We start from the raw sequence: 15,385 nt of genomic DNA on the forward strand, positions 1-15,385 counted from the left end.
ACGCTGTGCTGTCAAAATCTTCCCTCAAGCTGATCGCTGATCCCATGGTCACGCCCTCCAATTGCAGGGCGCCATTGATTCAGAATTTCGCCAGTTTGGGAATCCCCCCCGTGAGTCAGCCTCACGGCAGGTTGGTATTATGCGGAATTTCCGGGATCGACCAAACCTCGGCGCTTCCTGGACGCGAACAATCGAAGGCGGTCGCGAATTCGCAGATTTTCTGGTTCACGACCTTCCGATTACGCACCACACACTCAGCATCAAAGAGGTAAACTACCTTGCCCCGCTGTACCTTAACCCGAGTGAAGACAACTTAGACCAAACCGTCCGCATTAACTTCGATCCCAAACTCTACGCCAAAATCCGCACCGCCGCCGGCCTCACCGGCCCGCAAGCCGCCCCCGATGGCACCGATGCCTTTCGCAAGGCGACCCGCGAGGCGCGGCCCGATGAGGTCAAGGTGTTCGACTACATCTATGGCGTGCTGCATTGCCCGGCCTATCGCGAGACTTATGCCGAGTTCCTGAAGATCGATTTTCCGCGCGTGCCGTTCCCGGCCTCGCCAGCGTCGTTCCGCGCGATCAGCGAACAGGGTGAGGCGCTGCGCCGGCTGCATTTGATGGAAGATGCCGCGATCGGGGACACGCCCTTTCCGTTCGAGGGGAACGGCGGGAGTGTGGTGGAGAAGATCGCGTTCGATGGGGGTGAGTTGGAGGTGCCCGCGCCTTTGGAAGTGCTCGCGCTTTCAGAAGTGCCCACCCCCAGCCCCTCCCGCAAGCGGGCGGGGGGTCAGGTTGGCGCTGTCGGCAAGGTCTGGATCAATGCCGATCAGTATTTCTCTGGCGTGCCGCAGGTGGCGTGGACTTTCCACATTGGCGGTTACCAGCCTGCGCAGAAGTGGCTCAAGGACCGCAAGGGTCGTGCGCTCGGGTGGGACGACATTCGCCATTACCAGAAGATCATCAAGATCCTCGCCGAAACCGATCGCATCATGCGCGAGATAAAGGTGCCGTTTGTTTGAGGTGTGACAGCAACTTCGCCCGATCGCACTACGCTGCCGGTCCGCGCCAAGGTGGACGGTAATGGGAGCGCGAGGGGGTAACCCCCTCGTAACTTAGCCTTTTACCTCCGCGCCAGACCCTTCTGCTCCATGCGCCATTTCAACTGGTCGAAGCGGTCCTGGCCGAAGAAGGGTTCGCCGTCGAACACCATCAGCGGGACGCCGTAGTGGCCGCCTTCGCGTTGGGCGGTCTGGCTGGCTTCGATCAACGCATTGAGGCGTTCGGCCTCGGCGCTGACCACCGCGTCCATTTCGGCCAGGTCCAGTCCCGCGCGCGCTGCCGCTTGGGCCAGGTGATCGCCCAGGTGCCAGTCCTGTACGCTGCCGCTCCAGATCGTTTCGCTGACCGCATCGAGGAAGGGCAGGCCGCGCCCGCGTTCCGCGGCGAGTTGGCCGAGTTGGGTAAGGCGGTGGATGTGCGGCTGGTCTTTGGGATAGGTGCGCGTGGCCATGTCCATCCGCACCGGATCGGGGCGGGGCCAGCGGAACGGCAGCCCAAGGTATTCGGCGCAGCGGTGGATGTCGCGGGTGAAGTAGCTGAACCACAGTGGATCGCTGTTGGCGAAGAAATCGGGCTGGCGCACCGCGATCGGATAGACCGGGCGGACGTTGCAGCGGACATCGCAATCGCGTTCCAGTTCGACCAGCCGCTTGACCACGAAGTAGCTGTAGGGCGATCGGAACGACCAGTAGAGGTCATACGTCAGGGTCATGCGCGGGGTCCATCAGCCGTTCTATTGGCATGGATGGTGCTATTTTATCGGGCGAGCGTCAAGCTTACTCAATCCGGACTTTGCGCCAGCACCGCTTCGACCAGCCGCAGCACCACGGTGCGTGCGGTGGCGATCGGCAGTTCCTGATCGTGGCGCAGCAGCCGCCAGGTCTGGAAGCTGAGCGGGGCGAGCACGGCGTTGGCTTGCGCAGGATCGGCCAGCACCGCTTCGGGCAGCAGCGCTTCGACGCCCTGGCGTTCCACGCGCAGCATGCGCTTGTAGCTTTGCATCAGGAATTCGGACTGATGGCGCTTGATGCTGGCCGAGATGCGGAACGGCAGGATTGCTTCGAACACCGAGACGCGGCGTTCGGTCAGTTCGCGGATGCGGCCCTTCCAGTTGGTGGCTTCGAGCGGTTTGAGCATCATCGGCAGGACTTTGGCTTCGATGCCGTCGCTCATTTCGCGGTAGAGCGAATCCATGTCGTCGAAGTGGCGGAACACCGAACGCAAGCCTACGCCCGCGCTTTCGGCGACTTCTGCGGCGTTGGGCGAAATGGTGCCGCCTTCGACCAGGTCGAGCAGCGCCTGGACGATTTTGGCGCGGCTGGAGTGGCTGCGCTGGCGGCGGCCATCGATCGGCAGATCCGACGTGGCGTCGGTGATGGAGGGTGTTGTGGAAGGGGTTGCCGTGTCGGTTCTCATGGCACGCGTTATGCTGTCACATCGCTGTAAAGTCGACCACGAGGCGGGGCAGAAGCCTGAAACTCGTCGTGCCGCAGCCACCGCCTGACCCGCAGATTGCGCGGGCGTCCGGTTCGGGTATGGTTGGTGCAACAAAACAGCGCGCGGGATCGCCGCGCGGAACATGGGAGCGGGACTGGATGACGCAAGCTGCGGGCGCTGCTGCGCTGCCGATGGAGGCCTATGCCCACAAGCAGGCCATCGGCGATGTGATTGTCAATTTCGTGCTGACCGTGCTGATCAACGGCTGGCTGACGGGCGGCATGGCCTCGATCCCCGGATCGCTGCCGATGGGGAACACCGCGCCCAACCTGGGTGGCACGCTGGTGGGCATCGCCTTCTTCCAAAGCCTGCTGCTGACCCCGATCGTGTTCGCGATGACGGTGGCGCAGCGCAAGGCAGGCAAGGTCATGCCGCCGCTCGATCCGGGGGTGCGCGGGGGCGGCGCGGCGACCCGGCTGACACTGTTGCATCTGGCGGTGACGCTGGTGGGAGCGATCGTGCTCGGCATGGTGATCAAGGCGCTGGCGCCAGACCTTGCGTTGTCGCGCTGGGGTTTTGTGGGGCTGGCTGGCGTGATTGCGGGAGCGCTCGCCTGGCCATTGTCGCGCAGCACCACGCGGCGGGCGCTTGGTCTGGGCTGAGCCTGATCAGGGTTTCGGGCGCGAGTGCAAGGATATTGGGGATCGATCTGCGTGCGCGTGGCCGATGATCGCGCTGGCTGGTCGCGCCGTTGTTCTCCGCGGTGCCGGTCCGTTGCGCTCCGGTGGGTCAGGCCGTCCGCTTCGCGCCGTCGTTCGCCTCGCTGCCGTCCGCGTCGAGCTTGTCGAGCAGCGCGCCGCCCTTTTCGGACAGCAGCATCCCCAGCAGCGCCTGCATCGAACCACCGCCCATGCCGCCGCCACTGCCGCCGCCACTGCCGCCGCCATTGCCGCCATCCCCGCCGCTGGTCTGGATCGAAATACGCGGCACGATCTCTACGCCCGACTTCTCGAGCGCTTCGGCCAGCCGTTCGATCACCTGGCGGGTGAGCTGGATGCGCGCGCCGCCCGAGGCTTCGACCTGGCGGGCGATCGTTTCGGCGGTGGCCATGCCGGTCTTGGTGATGCGTTCGGGCTCGGCGCTGGCCAGCGCGACCATCTTGGCGGCCTCGCCCTCACCCATGAAGCGCACACGGTCGGCTTCGGCCTTGGCGAGCGTGCGGGTCTGCTCGGCTTCCTGCGTGGCGCGGCGCAGTGCGGCCTTGCCTTCGTTTTCCTTGACCGTGATCGACAGCTCGGATTCGGTGATCGCGGTCTGCTGCTTGGCGCGCGCCTCGGCTTCACGCAGCGTGGTTTCGCCCTCGGCGGCGATGCGCTGCTTTTCATATGTCGTGACGCGTTCGACCGCGACCTGGCGTTCGCGCAACTGCTGGAGCACCTTTTCGATCTGGTCGTTGCCCACCGCCGCGCGCGGCGTGCCGATCAGCACCTCCTGCAGTTCGAGATTATAGGCCAGGAACTTGGCGCGCATTTCCTGCCCCGATTGCTCCTGGATGTCCGAACGGTCCTGCAACAATTCGATCAGCGTCTTCTTCTGCGCCACGTTCTTGAAATAGGCTGAAACCATCGGGTCCAACGTCTGTTCGACCAGCTTCTTGATGTCGCCGAAGCGCTGCACCACCAAGGGCGCCTTACGGTAATCGATGTGCACCACCACCGAAAGCGGCAGCGTCGGTTCGAAGGCATCGCGGGTGATCAGCGACACTTCGGACAAGTTCTCGTCGAAGTTGTGCTGGCCGGTCTCGGTCTTGTCCCACTTGAGGATGAAGTTGGTGGTGGGCACGATGATCATCTTGCCGGCATACGTATTGAACGCGTATTTGCCCGGCAGCAGCGGATCGCTCCACACCCCGCGCGATCCGCGCGCGACCAGTTCGCCGTGGCGGTAATCCTCACCCGAAGTATCCGCGGTATCGGCGCCGGTGTAGCTGATGACCACGCCGACATGGCCGACTTCGATCACCGTCTTGCTGACCATCTCGACCGTGGCGAACAGCCGGTTGATGAAATAGCTGCCCTCTACCAGCACTTGCAACTGGCGCCCGCGCCGGCCACCCGCCGCGATGAAGCGTTCGGGATCCTGGAAACTGTTGTGGAAGTGATCGCTATCGGCCTGGTCGGTGCCGACTTCGGGCGCGATGATGTGATCGGCGGTCAGCGCCGGGCCGTCATGGACGGTGACGATGCCGATCTGGTCGTTGGCATCCTTGATCACCACCGCGCCGAACCCGCCGCGCTCGGCCACCACCGCCTGCATCTGCGCGAACAGATCGGCATCGTTGCGATCGAGGATCAACCCGTAGATCTGGTCGCGGGTCAGGATCACGAATTGCGCGAGGTTGATCGCATAAGTGCCCTCGCGCAGGATCGCGCGCTGCGGGCCCTTCTGGCCGCCATCCCCCAGGAACCGGCGGACGTCGAGGAAATCGGCGGTGGCCGAATTGCTCGCCAGTGTTTGAGTGGAGAGCAGCGACGCGCCGTCGCGCGCGAAAACGTAACCGATCTGGCCCTGCGGGATCGTCACCAGCGGCTGGGTGTGGATACGGTACTGGAACGGGAAGAAGAAGTGATAGCCGCCGCGCAGCACTTCGGGCTGGAACCCGGCTTCGCCATTCAAGGCGATCAGCCCGCCGGTGACAGAGCCGGCCCCGCTCCAAAGTTTTTCGACGACCGCAACGCGGTTGTTGCCGACATAGCGTACCGAGCGCGAGGCGAAAAACAGCGCAAGCACGACAGCTACGAAGCCGCCGGCTCCGCCCAACACGATGATTTCATTCATGGAAACGAGAGAACCCCCGTCGAGGCGCTCGAACCTGTCAGGCGTCCACATGGACGCGCCACGACGGGAGCGCTCGCACGTATTACTCCTGCCTAGCGGGCGTCGCCAGCGGAATCGGAGGATGGATCCAAAGCGGAACGACCGTACCGCGCAACGACGAAACCGGCGAGCGCGGCAGCCTCGGCATCGTGCGCAGCGCCGGCTTCGGCATGCAATGCGCTGGCCTCGGCAAGGAGGCTTTCGAGCGCTTCGGCAGTACGGATGGCGATCGCCTCGCGACGCTCGGCCGAGGCGGAGTCGATGGCCCGGAGCGATGCGGCGAGCAGCGCTTCGCAGTGTTGTGCGAGCGCGGCTAAGCGCGGCTCGGCACCGCTCCGGCCAAGCACCGCGAGCTGGTCAAGCGCTGCGTCGGCACGCGCGCCAAAGCGGCCTCGTGCCCCGGCGAGCACCAACGCAAAAGGATCGGCGGCCGAACCGCCCGGACGCACGACCCGGTCGAAGGCTGCTGCCAAGCCGGCCGCGATCAGCGCCAGCCCGGCGTAGATCGCCAGCCCGAACCCGCTGTCGCGCAGCACGCCCGGCACGATCGCGGCTGCTTGCGGATGGGTCATCAGGGCGCCGATGCGCAAAGCGTCCGCGGCGGCAGCGACGACATAGATCGGCAGCGCGAAGTGCACGAACGCCCCGCCGACGATCTTCCACCGCGCGATGCGGCGGGGGGCTGGGCTGTGGGCTGCCATGGGCTGGTGATGGCGGGGTTGGTGGGGGAAGCAAGTTGGATTTTGGGGGAGGATGAAAAGGGCCTCCGGCGGGCAAGGGTCAGGGACCCTTGCAACCCATTCCCTTTTTGGGGCTGACACTGCCAGCTAAGCGCCTGCCGCGCAGCGGCCATAAAGCCTGCGGCGCGGCGGCGTTGCGCTTGGTCGCGCATTTGCCCGACCTCGACAGTCCCGGGTTGCAAGGGCGATGGCCCTTGCCCGCCGACGGCTCTATTTTCGCTTAATCTTCCAACTGCCGCAGCAGCGTGCGCACATCACCATCCATATCCGCATCACGCGTGCGCAAGTCCTCGATCAGCCGCACCGCGTGAATCACGGTCGAGTGATCGCGCCCGCCGAACTTGCGGCCGATTTCGGGGTACGAACGCGGGGTCAGCACCTTGGCGAGGTACATCGCCACCTGGCGCGGGCGCACGACCGCGCGGGCGCGGCGTTTGCTCGCCATTTCGGAGCGGTCGACGCGGTAGAACTGGCAGACGGTGCGCTGGATTTCGTCGATGGTGATGCGGCGGCGGTTGGCCGATAGGATGTCGGTGAGCTGTTCTTCGGCCAGTTGCAGCGAGATCGGCTGCCCGGTCAACTGCGCATAGGCGATCAGCTTGTTGAGCCCGCCGACCAGTTCGCGGACATTGCGGCTGATCGTGCGCGACAGGAATTCGACCACGTCGGACGGCACCTGGTTGTTGGCATAACGCGCCAGTCGCGCATCGAGGATCTTGCGGCGCAATTCGATATCGGCCGGCTGGATATCGGCGACAAGGCCCATCGACAGCCTCGACAGCAGCCGTTGTTCCACCCCGTCGAGCGCTTGCGGCGCCCGATCGGCGGCGACCACCAGCCGCTTGCCCGCGCCGAGCAGCGCATCGATGGTGTGGAGGAATTCCTCCTGCGTCGAGCTCTTGCCGATGATGAACTGGATGTCGTCGACCAGCAGCAAATCGAAGCCGCGCAGCCGCGACTTGAATTCGATCATCTCGTTCTGGCGCATGGCCGAGACGAATTCGACCATGAAGCGTTCGGCCGAGCAGTAGAAGATCCGCGCGCCGGGGCGGTTGGCGGCGAAGGCATGGCCGATCGCGTGGAGCAAGTGGGTCTTGCCCTGCCCGGTCGAGGCCTTGAGGTACAATGGCGAAAACTGCGGGATTTCGAGCGCGGCCATGCGTTGCGCGGCGTTGAGTGCAAGCACGTTGGCCGAACCAGCCACGAATTCGGCGAAAGTGAGCGAGGGGTCGAGCCCCGAGGCGAAGCCGCCGGCCATGTCGGGCGCCATATGCGGCGCCATGCCTTGCGTGCTTCCGTTCGGCAGTCCGGTGCGTGGCGCAGCAGAGGCCGCGTCACCGGGCATGCGCAGCCCGGGCATGTTCAGACCAGGGAGGGCGCGGCGGCGCGGGTGAACCGCGATGCGCACCTGGCGCACTTCGCTGCGCGCGATCTTCCAGGCGAGCGAAAGCCGTTCGGCAAAGCGATCGGCCACCCAGTTGGCGGAAAATTCGGTGGGAAGGAACAGATCGAGCGTGCCGGTGTCCTTGTCGAAGCTGCCGAGCTGGATCGGCTTGATCCACTGTCCGTATAATTGCGGACCCAGATCCTTCTTGAGGCCTTGGCTGATATCGGCCCAATCGGCCGCAAGATCCAATGCGTCCTGGTCTTCTTCCATCGTCACCCCGCCCGCCTTGCGCCCAGCTTTTGATACTGTCGGTCCCGCTTCGTTATGCATTGCAATGGCCCTGCCCAGTGCCGGGTGCGGAACCTGTGCCGGGTGCGGAACCTGTGCCGGATGCAGACCCTGAGCCGGGTGCGCGCCCTCTGCTTGTGAAATGGTTTCTGCCAGTCTTCCGAATGCCATGCCTGATGTCACAATATATGGCCCAATCCAGAAGCTGTGCGCGGGCAACAGGTGCCCCGCGCTTGCACAAACGATCCCACCACCACGCCGAGGCGTAGCGGATGCACTTTTTTATTTTCGCAGCGCCTGTCGGGCCTGAACCCGGCAGCTTCCCCACCCAATTTCTCAGGCCCAGTCCTCGTTTACCTACGCCCTGCGGCGCTCGACAATCCGGACAGTATCCTTTGCGTTCGCATCGTCCCGGACAATTGATCATGCCCGATCGATCGAGAACCGCGATGGTTGCTCACCCGATAAACCTCTGTCTATGCGCCGGGGACGGTTAGGCAAGCTTGGGGAGTGAAAAAAATCTGAAATATTCCACTTGACTCACGACTACTGCCGCAAATGAAGTAAGTATCTGAAAAACCGAACTAATTTGCAAGTTAACTGCGAATCGTTGTGTTTCCGGCATTTGCTTGATCTGCGTGTCTGTCAGATCAGTGAAACAACCAATGTGAATCGGACATGACAAAGGGGCCGGCTCGGCCGACCCCTGCAACGTTCCTTGTTTGTGCCGAAATGGTGCGAATCAGCATCGCGCCGTAGCGAATCAGCGCGCGAATCAGAGCCTGATTCGAAACTCGCGAAAGTGCGGGTTTCGAATCCTGCCCCCGATCAGGCGATTGAGGCGACCCGCTTGCTCAGACGCGACAGCTTGCGCGACGCGGTGTTCTTGTGAAGCACGCCGCGCGCAACGCCGCGCGCCAGTTCGGGCTGCATTTCGGTCAATGCCGCAAGCGCCACGGTCTTGTCGCCGCCTTCAATCGCGCTTTCGACCTTTTTGACGAAGGTGCGGATGCGGCTGATGCGATTGCCGTTGATTTCGGCGCGACGATCGTTGCGACGGATGCGCTTCTTGGCTTGCGGCGTATTGGCCATTTCAGTCCTTCGGGTCTGGTCCTGCCGCCCGACCATGACGGCGAGCGGGTGAATTGCGGGTACTGCCCGGCGAACCAACGGCCCGTCGGGAAAGGCGCGCGCATAACCAGCTATGACGCGCAGGTCAACCGAGTCGGTTGTTTGCGGTGAGTCTGGGTAGGCGGTGTTTTGTTTGACGAAATTCGCGCAAGAGCGAATTTCGCGGGCTAACCCAAGCCCACGCCCCCACCCAAACCACCCAACAATAGGTACCCTATGGGTGGTTTGGGTGGGGGTGTGGGCTTGGGGGAGCCTGCGGACGTCAGTCCGGCAAAAGACTCTTCAACTCAAGCTTCAGCCCATCTGTGGGCCGCGGGATCGGCCAGGCTTGCCATTTGGGCTCGTAGCCCGGCGCGAGGCTCAGTTCGTAGCGCGTGAGCAAGTGCGTCATCAGGATACGGATCTGCATCGTGGCGAAGTGCAGACCCAGGCACATGTGCGCGCCGCCGCCGAACGGCACCCACGCATACTTGTGCCGTGCAGCGACCTGGTCGGGGGTGAAACGCAGCGGATCGAAGCGTTCGGGGTCGGGCCAGATCGCGGGGTCCGAATGCGCGGCGGTCGAACTGATGCCCACGCTGGTGCCGGCCGGGATGCGATAGCCGCCGAATTCGAAATCGCGCAACGCCCGGCGCGGGGTGGACGGCACCGGCGGCATGATCCGCAGCGATTCCTTGAACGCCATCTCGGTCAGTTCGAGCTTGCCCATGTCCTCATAAGCGAGCGGCCGGCCGTCACCGCCCGTCACCGCCAGGATTTCGGCGCGCAGCTTCGCCTGCCATTCGGGGTTTTTCGCCAGCAGCCACACCAGGCTCGAAGCCGAACTGGTGATGGTGTCGTGCGCCGCCATCATCAGGAAGCTCATGTGATCGACCACCTTGTCCTCGGCCAGCAGGCTGCCATCCTCGGTGGTCGCCAGCGCGAACTGGCTGAGCATGTCCTGCCCCGGAGCGGCGCGCCGTTCGCGCACCAGCCGCGTAAAGAATGCCACCATGCGGTTGCGCGCCGCCACCCCGCGGCCCATCTTGGTGAACGGCAACGGCCGCCGCACCACGCCGACCGAAGCCTGCACCATGTCGACGAAATCGTGGTTGATCTGGTCGGCCTCGGGCCCGAGCGGCAGCCCCAGGAAGCTCTCCGCCGCCAGGTCGAGCGTCAGGCTCTTGATCGCCGGATAGAACGTGAACTGGCCTCGCGCTGCCTGCTCGCCCCACGCATCCATCCGCGCCGCGATTCCCGTATTGAGCGAGCCCGCATAATGCCGCATCGGCTCGGGCTTGAACGCCACCGACAGCGCGCGCCGATCGACCCGATGCGCCTCGAAATCCATCAGCATCAGCCCGCGCGGGAACAGCAGGTTGAGCACCGGACCCCAACCCTGCTCGGACGAGAACAGCTTCTGCCGATCGAACAGCACCAGTTCGTTCGCCTCGGGCCCGGTCAGCGAGACGCTGCGTCCGCCGAAGCTGTTGGTGCGAAAGACCGGGCCATATTTTGCGCGCATCCGTTGGCCGTAACCGGCGGGATCGGCCAGCACGGCAAAGGTCGTGCCTACGATCGGCCAGCCATCCTCGCCCGGAATGGCATCGAGCGCACGCGTGTCCGCCAGCCGGGTCCAGTGCGGATTGGCGGCATCGGACTGCGGATCGAGCCCGGAAAGCGTGGGTGAAGTGGCGAGGCTTGCCATGGCGTTGCTGACCTTTGTGTAAGTTACGGCGGTTGTATCGGGGGATCGAGGCTTTGCAAGAAGGGTTTTGAAGGGCCTCCGGCGGGCTTTTAAGTGCCTCCGGTGGGCAAGGGTTACCAACCTTGCAACCCATTACCGTAGAGATGAGCGCGCGACGGTGAAGTTGGCCGCGGCCGCATCGCCGGAGGCTTTAAAAAGCGCCCCCCTGAGGCACCTTAAGCCTTGTTACCGCCCAGCATCCAGCCACTTGCTCAACGCCGCAAGATCGCGCGATTGCTGACGGACGTCGGATTGCGCGAGCTGGCCCAGGGTGCGGCGCAGGCGGGTCATGGCCCAGTGTGCGAAGCCGCCTTCGCCCGAGAGATCGCGCGAAACCGCAGCGGTGTCGTGCGAATCGGTGCGGCGGGCGGTGATGCGGCGCCAGAACGCGGCGGGTCCGCGTGCGGCCATGGTGGCGGCAACGCCGGCGCTGACACGGGTGAACAGGTTCTGGAGCAGCAGGTCGGCGGCGGCGTCGATCACGGCGGGGGGTGGCGCGGCGCCGGCGGGGATTTCGATGGCGACGGCCGGATCGTGCGCTCGGACGAGTTCCAGGACGAGCCCGGCGCCCTCGCGCCAGCCCTGGGCTTCGGCCTGGGCCCAGAATGCCGCCCAGTCGAACGCTGCGGCTTGAGCCTGCTGCGCGCGCAACAGGCTGGCGATATCGGGGAGCAGCAGCGGGCCGCAATCGAGCCGGTGATCGTAGACCGCGTGGATCACGAGGTGCGCCAGCATGTCAGCGGGGTGCGGGTAGGTGATCTGGCCGATCCGGATCGCGCGTGATCGGATCGCGGTTTCATCGGCGCGCGGGGCGGCATGGTCCATGCGTCCGTCGATTTCCCACAAACGCTGGTGGAGTTCGATGGTGATCCCGCGCGGGCTGGTGAGCGGGGGCATGTGCTTGTCGAGCCGAACCGAGTTTTCGAGCGAAAACTCCTGCGAAACGGGCGGGGTGTAGCCTTGCGCAACCAGCAGTTCGAACGCGGGGATCACGGTTTCGGGAGTGAGCAACAAGTCGAGATCGCGTAAGGGACGCAGCGCCGGGTTGGGGTAGGCGTGCCACGCCAGCCAGGCGCCCTTGAGCGCGATCGGGGCAAATCCGGCGCTTTCCAGCCGGGCGGTGGTTTCGGCAAGGTCAGCGCGGGCCTTGAGCGCGCGGATACCGGCGGTGCGATAGGCCGCGCACCACCGATCGAGGATTGGCCCGGGTACGCGGGGCGGGCGATCGTTGCGACCTGCCTGGCAGCCCAGGCCGCGCCGCGCGTGGAGCAGCGGCTGCAGGCGGTGCTGCCAGGCCATATCGTCGAGCGCGTGCCAATCGGCGGCGGACAGCCCGGCGAGGGCAGCATCGGGCGGGCCTTCGCCCGGCGCGATCAGCGCGAGCATCAGCCGGCGCAGCACGCGCAAATCGGCCAGATCGGGTCCGGCTTGCGAACCGGTGGTTGGCCCGGCGCTGCCGGCCGGGGCCATGTCAGTTCTTCTTGGGAACCGCGAACGTGCCGCTGACGCGTCCGCTGCTACCGGTGCTGGCAGAGGTGCCGCCCAACGCGGACGATGCGCCGTTGGCGCGGCCATCCACGCTCGACAAGCCGGTGTTGAGATCGATCACCAGCCGTCCGCCGTTGAGCGTGTCGGTGCCGCGGCGCAGCGCGACATTGCCGATCATGGTGATCAGCCGTTTGTCGAAATCATAGACCGCAACGTCGCCGCGCGCGCGTTCGGTGCCGCGCAGCACGTCGACCCCGCCGACCGCATCGAGCCGGTGCAGTTTGAGATCGGGCTTGTCGGTGTACGACAGCGTCGAGCGCGCCGAATTGACGCGCAGATCGCCTTGCGTGATCTGGACGGCGCCCGACAGGATCACGCGTTTGGCCTTGTCCTGCAATTCGATGCGATCGGCCGCGTAGTTGACCGGGGCGTTCGAATCGTGACCGGCTAGGCCTTGCGCCTGCAACAGCGGCGCACCGGCAATGACCGCTGCGGCGCCTGCAAAGCCCAGGGCAAACCCGCGCCAGGGTTTCGCAGTGCGGATCAGATCAAGGGTATCGGTCATGGTTTCCTGAGCCTGGTGTCCAACAGTTTTCCGGGCACCATCCGCAGCCGCGCATGACCGTCGAGCGTCACGATACGCTGGGGAAGGTCGGCGACTAGCCTGTCGGCGGAAAAAGTGCCAGACGGAATGCGCCCTTCGACCGGACCGTGGCTGACCAGGTGCTGGTTGTCGATATCGAGGCTGACATTGTCGGCGGTCATCCGATAACCATCGGCGGTTTCGACGTTGACCGGGCCCATCACGTCGACGACCTGGCGCCCGACATCGTAATTGCCGTTCTGCGCGTTGACCACCGCCGGTCCGTCGGCCAGCAGCAAGCGCGCCACCAGGTCCTTCATTTCGACCACCGGCACTTGCGCGGTGTGCTGCACCGCGCTGCCCGCGGTGATCGAGAAGTTGCGGCCCTTGTCGTCCTGCCCGCGATACATTGCGGATGCGACGCGCAGCCGGTCCTCGACCATTGCCACCTTGTTGCGATCGAGCAGGAAGCTGATTTCGCCGCGCGGCGACAGCGGGGTCAGTACCATCACCGCCACCAGCACACCCACGCCCATCGGCAGCACCACCGCGAGCAGCCGGACGATGCGATCGTGCATGCCATCGGGTGCCGCCGACACGCGCCGGCGGACCTGGAGCTGATCGGCCTCAGCCGTCATAACGGTTATTCGTGGCTGAAGATGTCACGATCGGCCCAGCCGGCCAGATCGAGAGCGGCGCGCGACGGCAGGAAATCGAAGCATGCCTGCGCGATGTGGGTGCGGTGTTCGCGTGCCAGCCGTTCGATCAGGATGGTGTGCATCGCGTGGAGATAGCGCACATCTGACGCTGCGTATTCCTGCTGCGCCTCGGTCAGTTCGGGAGCGCCCCAGTCGCTCGACTGCTGGGCCTTGGACACTTCCTTGCCGAGCAGTTCGCGCACCAGGTCCTTGAGCCCGTGGCGATCGGTGTAAGTGCGCACCAGCTTGGATGCGATCTTGGTGCAGAATACGGGCGCCGCCGTGACGCCGAGGTAATGCTGGATCGCGGCGAGATCGAAGCGCGCGAAGTGGTACAGCTTCACCCGCGCGGGATCGGCCAGCACCGCCTTGAGATTGGGCGCGGCGAATGCGCTACCCGGCGCGAACCGAACGAGATGCTCATCGCCCCCGCCGTCGCTGATCTGGAGCAGGCACAACCGGTCACGCGGGGTGATCAACCCCATTGTCTCGGTGTCGACCGCGACCGGCCCGGGCGCAAGCACGCCAGCGGGGAGGTCTTCTTCGTGAAGATAAACTGCCATCCGATCGCGCTTAGGCGGTTGGACGGTGCGGGGCAAGGTGGTGGGCGGTGGCCTTGCCGCAAAGCGCGGTCGGTCAGCCCCGCCCAACGCTCGTATACGTGAACCCGGCAGCGCGGATTTCGGCGGGATCGTAGACATTGCGCAAGTCTACCAGCACCGGCGCGCGCGCGATGCGCTTCACCCGATCGAGATCGAGCGCGCGGAAGGCGTCCCATTCGGTGACGAGCACGATCGCATCGGCGCCCTCGATCGCCTCGTACGGCCCCTTGGTCATCGTCACGTGCGGCATCATCCCGGCGGCCAGTTCCATGCCTTCGGGATCGTAGGCGGCCACTTCCACGCCGGCGTCGATCAGCGCTTGCGCGATCGCGAGGCTGGGGGCGTCGCGCATGTCGTCGGTCTGCGGCTTGAACGTCAGGCCGAGCAGCGCAACCTTCTTGCCGCGCACCGAATCATCGCCACTTTGACCGATCAGCGCGTCGATCACCTTGCGCCCCATCGCGCGCTTGCGCGATTCGTTGACGTTGGCGACCGCCTCGACGATCCGCAGCGGTGAGGCGAAGTCTTCGGCCGTCTTCAGCAGCGCGAGTGTGTCCTTGGGGAAGCACGATCCGCCATAGCCTGGTCCGGCGTGGAGGAACTTGCCGCCGATGCGGTTATCCAGCCCGATCCCGCGCGCCACGTCCTGAACGTCGCCACCGGCCTTTTCGCAAAGGTCCGCGATCTCGTTGATGAAGGTGATCTTGGTCGCCAGGAACGCGTTGGCGGCGTACTTGATCAGCTCCGAACTGCGGCGGCTGGTGAACAGGATCGGTGCCTTGTTGAGGAACAGCGGGCGATAGACCTCGCGCATCACGCCTTGCGCCCATTCGCTGTCGGCGCCGATGACGATGCGGTCGGGGCGCTTGAAATCGCCGATCGCGGCGCCTTCGCGCAGGAATTCGGGGTTCGAGACCACGCCGAACTGAACTTTCGTGCCCGATTCGCGGATGATCCGTTCAACCTCGTCGCCGGTGCCGACGGGCACGGTCGACTTGGTGACGATCACCGCCGGGGTCTTGAGGTTGGCGGCCACTTCTTCGGCCACCGCATAGACGAACGACAAGTCGGCATGGCCATCGCCGCGCCGCGATGGCGTGCCCACCGCGATGAAGATCGCAGCGGCACCCTCGATCGAGCTGGCAAGGTCGGTTGAAAAGGTCAGCCGGCCGGACTTGACGTTGGTGCCGACCAGTTCGGCCAGGCCCGGTTCGTAGATCGGCATCACGCCTGCGTGGAGCCGTTCGATCTTGGTGGCGTCCTTGTCGATGCACACCACGTCGTGGCCGAAGTCCGCGAAGCAGGCACCCGAAACAAGCCCGACGTAACCCGAGCCGACCATTGCGATTTTCATGGGGATTCCTCGA

Annotated in this window: 14 protein-coding genes; 2 read left to right on the top strand and 12 right to left on the bottom strand. The window is 64.8% G+C overall.

The genetic code is table 11. The features are described 5' to 3' along the window. The first annotated feature begins 61 nt into the window (after window positions 1–61). Window positions 62–1,021 carry a type ISP restriction/modification enzyme gene (locus tag Q0R16_RS09245; protein ID WP_295635394.1) on the top strand — a complete coding sequence of 320 codons (960 nt, stop codon included), beginning with the start codon at window positions 62–64 and terminating at the stop codon, window positions 1,019–1,021. 101 nt (window positions 1,022–1,122) lie between these two features. On the opposite strand, the gene Q0R16_RS09250 is transcribed toward Q0R16_RS09245, so the two are convergent. Next, the gene (locus Q0R16_RS09250) at window positions 1,123–1,773 is read right to left on the bottom strand and encodes a DsbA family protein (protein ID WP_295635398.1); all 651 of its coding nucleotides are present in this window, start codon (window positions 1,771–1,773) and stop codon (window positions 1,123–1,125) included. A gap of 68 nt (window positions 1,774–1,841) precedes the next feature. Beyond that, on the bottom strand, window positions 1,842–2,477 hold the full coding sequence (locus Q0R16_RS09255) for a TetR/AcrR family transcriptional regulator (protein WP_295635401.1): 636 nt from the start codon (window positions 2,475–2,477) through the stop codon (window positions 1,842–1,844). 179 nt (window positions 2,478–2,656) lie between these two features. Here Q0R16_RS09255 and Q0R16_RS09260 point away from each other — a divergent pair, with 179 nt between their 5' ends. Continuing rightward, entirely contained in the window at window positions 2,657–3,160 is a 504-nt protein-coding gene (locus tag Q0R16_RS09260; protein WP_295635404.1) for a hypothetical protein, read from the top strand. Between the two features lie 127 nt (window positions 3,161–3,287). Here Q0R16_RS09260 and Q0R16_RS09265 read toward each other — a convergent pair whose 3' ends face one another. From Q0R16_RS09265 to Q0R16_RS09310, 10 genes are all read right to left on the bottom strand, one after another. Continuing rightward, on the bottom strand, window positions 3,288–5,336 hold the full coding sequence (locus tag Q0R16_RS09265; RefSeq protein ID WP_295635406.1) for an SPFH domain-containing protein: 2,049 nt from the start codon (window positions 5,334–5,336) through the stop codon (window positions 3,288–3,290). 92 nt (window positions 5,337–5,428) lie between these two features. Continuing rightward, window positions 5,429–6,076: a hypothetical protein gene (locus Q0R16_RS09270; protein WP_295635409.1), complete on the bottom strand. Its 648-nt coding sequence runs from the start codon at window positions 6,074–6,076 to the stop codon at window positions 5,429–5,431. 259 nt (window positions 6,077–6,335) lie between these two features. Then, the gene (gene dnaA, locus Q0R16_RS09275) at window positions 6,336–7,772 is read right to left on the bottom strand and encodes a chromosomal replication initiator protein DnaA (protein ID WP_295635471.1); all 1,437 of its coding nucleotides are present in this window, start codon (window positions 7,770–7,772) and stop codon (window positions 6,336–6,338) included. Window positions 7,773–8,618: 846 nt separating this feature from the next. Further along, the gene (rpsT, locus tag Q0R16_RS09280; RefSeq protein WP_295635412.1) at window positions 8,619–8,882 is read right to left on the bottom strand and encodes a 30S ribosomal protein S20; all 264 of its coding nucleotides are present in this window, start codon (window positions 8,880–8,882) and stop codon (window positions 8,619–8,621) included. A 301-nt stretch (window positions 8,883–9,183) separates the two neighbouring features. Next, the gene (locus tag Q0R16_RS09285) at window positions 9,184–10,608 is read right to left on the bottom strand and encodes a cytochrome P450 (protein ID WP_295635417.1); all 1,425 of its coding nucleotides are present in this window, start codon (window positions 10,606–10,608) and stop codon (window positions 9,184–9,186) included. A gap of 225 nt (window positions 10,609–10,833) precedes the next feature. After that, complete coding sequence (locus Q0R16_RS09290) at window positions 10,834–12,117, bottom strand: nucleotidyltransferase family protein (RefSeq protein ID WP_295635420.1); 1,284 nt, start codon at window positions 12,115–12,117, stop codon at window positions 10,834–10,836. 1 nt (window position 12,118) lies between these two features. Further along, window positions 12,119–12,700 carry an LptA/OstA family protein gene (locus tag Q0R16_RS09295; RefSeq protein WP_295635423.1) on the bottom strand — a complete coding sequence of 194 codons (582 nt, stop codon included), beginning with the start codon at window positions 12,698–12,700 and terminating at the stop codon, window positions 12,119–12,121. Then, a complete protein-coding gene (lptC, locus tag Q0R16_RS09300) occupies window positions 12,697–13,356 on the bottom strand; it encodes an LPS export ABC transporter periplasmic protein LptC (RefSeq protein WP_295635426.1) in 660 nt (219 codons plus the stop codon). The genes Q0R16_RS09295 and lptC overlap by 4 nt, the downstream gene beginning before the upstream one ends. Before the next feature lie 5 nt (window positions 13,357–13,361). Then, window positions 13,362–13,979 carry a ribonuclease D gene (locus Q0R16_RS09305; RefSeq protein WP_295635429.1) on the bottom strand — a complete coding sequence of 206 codons (618 nt, stop codon included), beginning with the start codon at window positions 13,977–13,979 and terminating at the stop codon, window positions 13,362–13,364. A 73-nt stretch (window positions 13,980–14,052) separates the two neighbouring features. Then, the gene (locus Q0R16_RS09310; protein ID WP_295635432.1) at window positions 14,053–15,372 is read right to left on the bottom strand and encodes a UDP-glucose/GDP-mannose dehydrogenase family protein; all 1,320 of its coding nucleotides are present in this window, start codon (window positions 15,370–15,372) and stop codon (window positions 14,053–14,055) included. Between the last annotated feature and the right edge of the window lie 13 nt (window positions 15,373–15,385).

Source organism: Novosphingobium sp. (assembly GCF_025351285.1).
Classification (GTDB): Bacteria; Pseudomonadota; Alphaproteobacteria; order Sphingomonadales; family Sphingomonadaceae; genus Novosphingobium.

Coding starts and splice junctions, on each gene's coding strand:
- Q0R16_RS09285 (WP_295635417.1), bottom strand. CDS start 10,608: ATGGCAAGCCTCGCCACTTCACCCACGCTTTCCGGGCTCGATCCGCAG.
- Q0R16_RS09310 (WP_295635432.1), bottom strand. CDS start 15,372: ATGAAAATCGCAATGGTCGGCTCGGGTTACGTCGGGCTTGTTTCGGGT.
- dnaA (WP_295635471.1), bottom strand. CDS start 7,772: ATGGAAGAAGACCAGGACGCATTGGATCTTGCGGCCGATTGGGCCGAT.
- Q0R16_RS09305 (WP_295635429.1), bottom strand. CDS start 13,979: ATGGCAGTTTATCTTCACGAAGAAGACCTCCCCGCTGGCGTGCTTGCG.
- Q0R16_RS09255 (WP_295635401.1), bottom strand. CDS start 2,477: ATGAGAACCGACACGGCAACCCCTTCCACAACACCCTCCATCACCGAC.
- Q0R16_RS09265 (WP_295635406.1), bottom strand. CDS start 5,336: ATGAATGAAATCATCGTGTTGGGCGGAGCCGGCGGCTTCGTAGCTGTC.
- rpsT (WP_295635412.1), bottom strand. CDS start 8,882: ATGGCCAATACGCCGCAAGCCAAGAAGCGCATCCGTCGCAACGATCGT.
- Q0R16_RS09250 (WP_295635398.1), bottom strand. CDS start 1,773: ATGACCCTGACGTATGACCTCTACTGGTCGTTCCGATCGCCCTACAGC.
- Q0R16_RS09290 (WP_295635420.1), bottom strand. CDS start 12,117: ATGGCCCCGGCCGGCAGCGCCGGGCCAACCACCGGTTCGCAAGCCGGA.
- lptC (WP_295635426.1), bottom strand. CDS start 13,356: ATGACGGCTGAGGCCGATCAGCTCCAGGTCCGCCGGCGCGTGTCGGCG.
- Q0R16_RS09260 (WP_295635404.1), top strand. CDS start 2,657: ATGACGCAAGCTGCGGGCGCTGCTGCGCTGCCGATGGAGGCCTATGCC.
- Q0R16_RS09295 (WP_295635423.1), bottom strand. CDS start 12,700: ATGACCGATACCCTTGATCTGATCCGCACTGCGAAACCCTGGCGCGGG.
- Q0R16_RS09270 (WP_295635409.1), bottom strand. CDS start 6,076: ATGGCAGCCCACAGCCCAGCCCCCCGCCGCATCGCGCGGTGGAAGATC.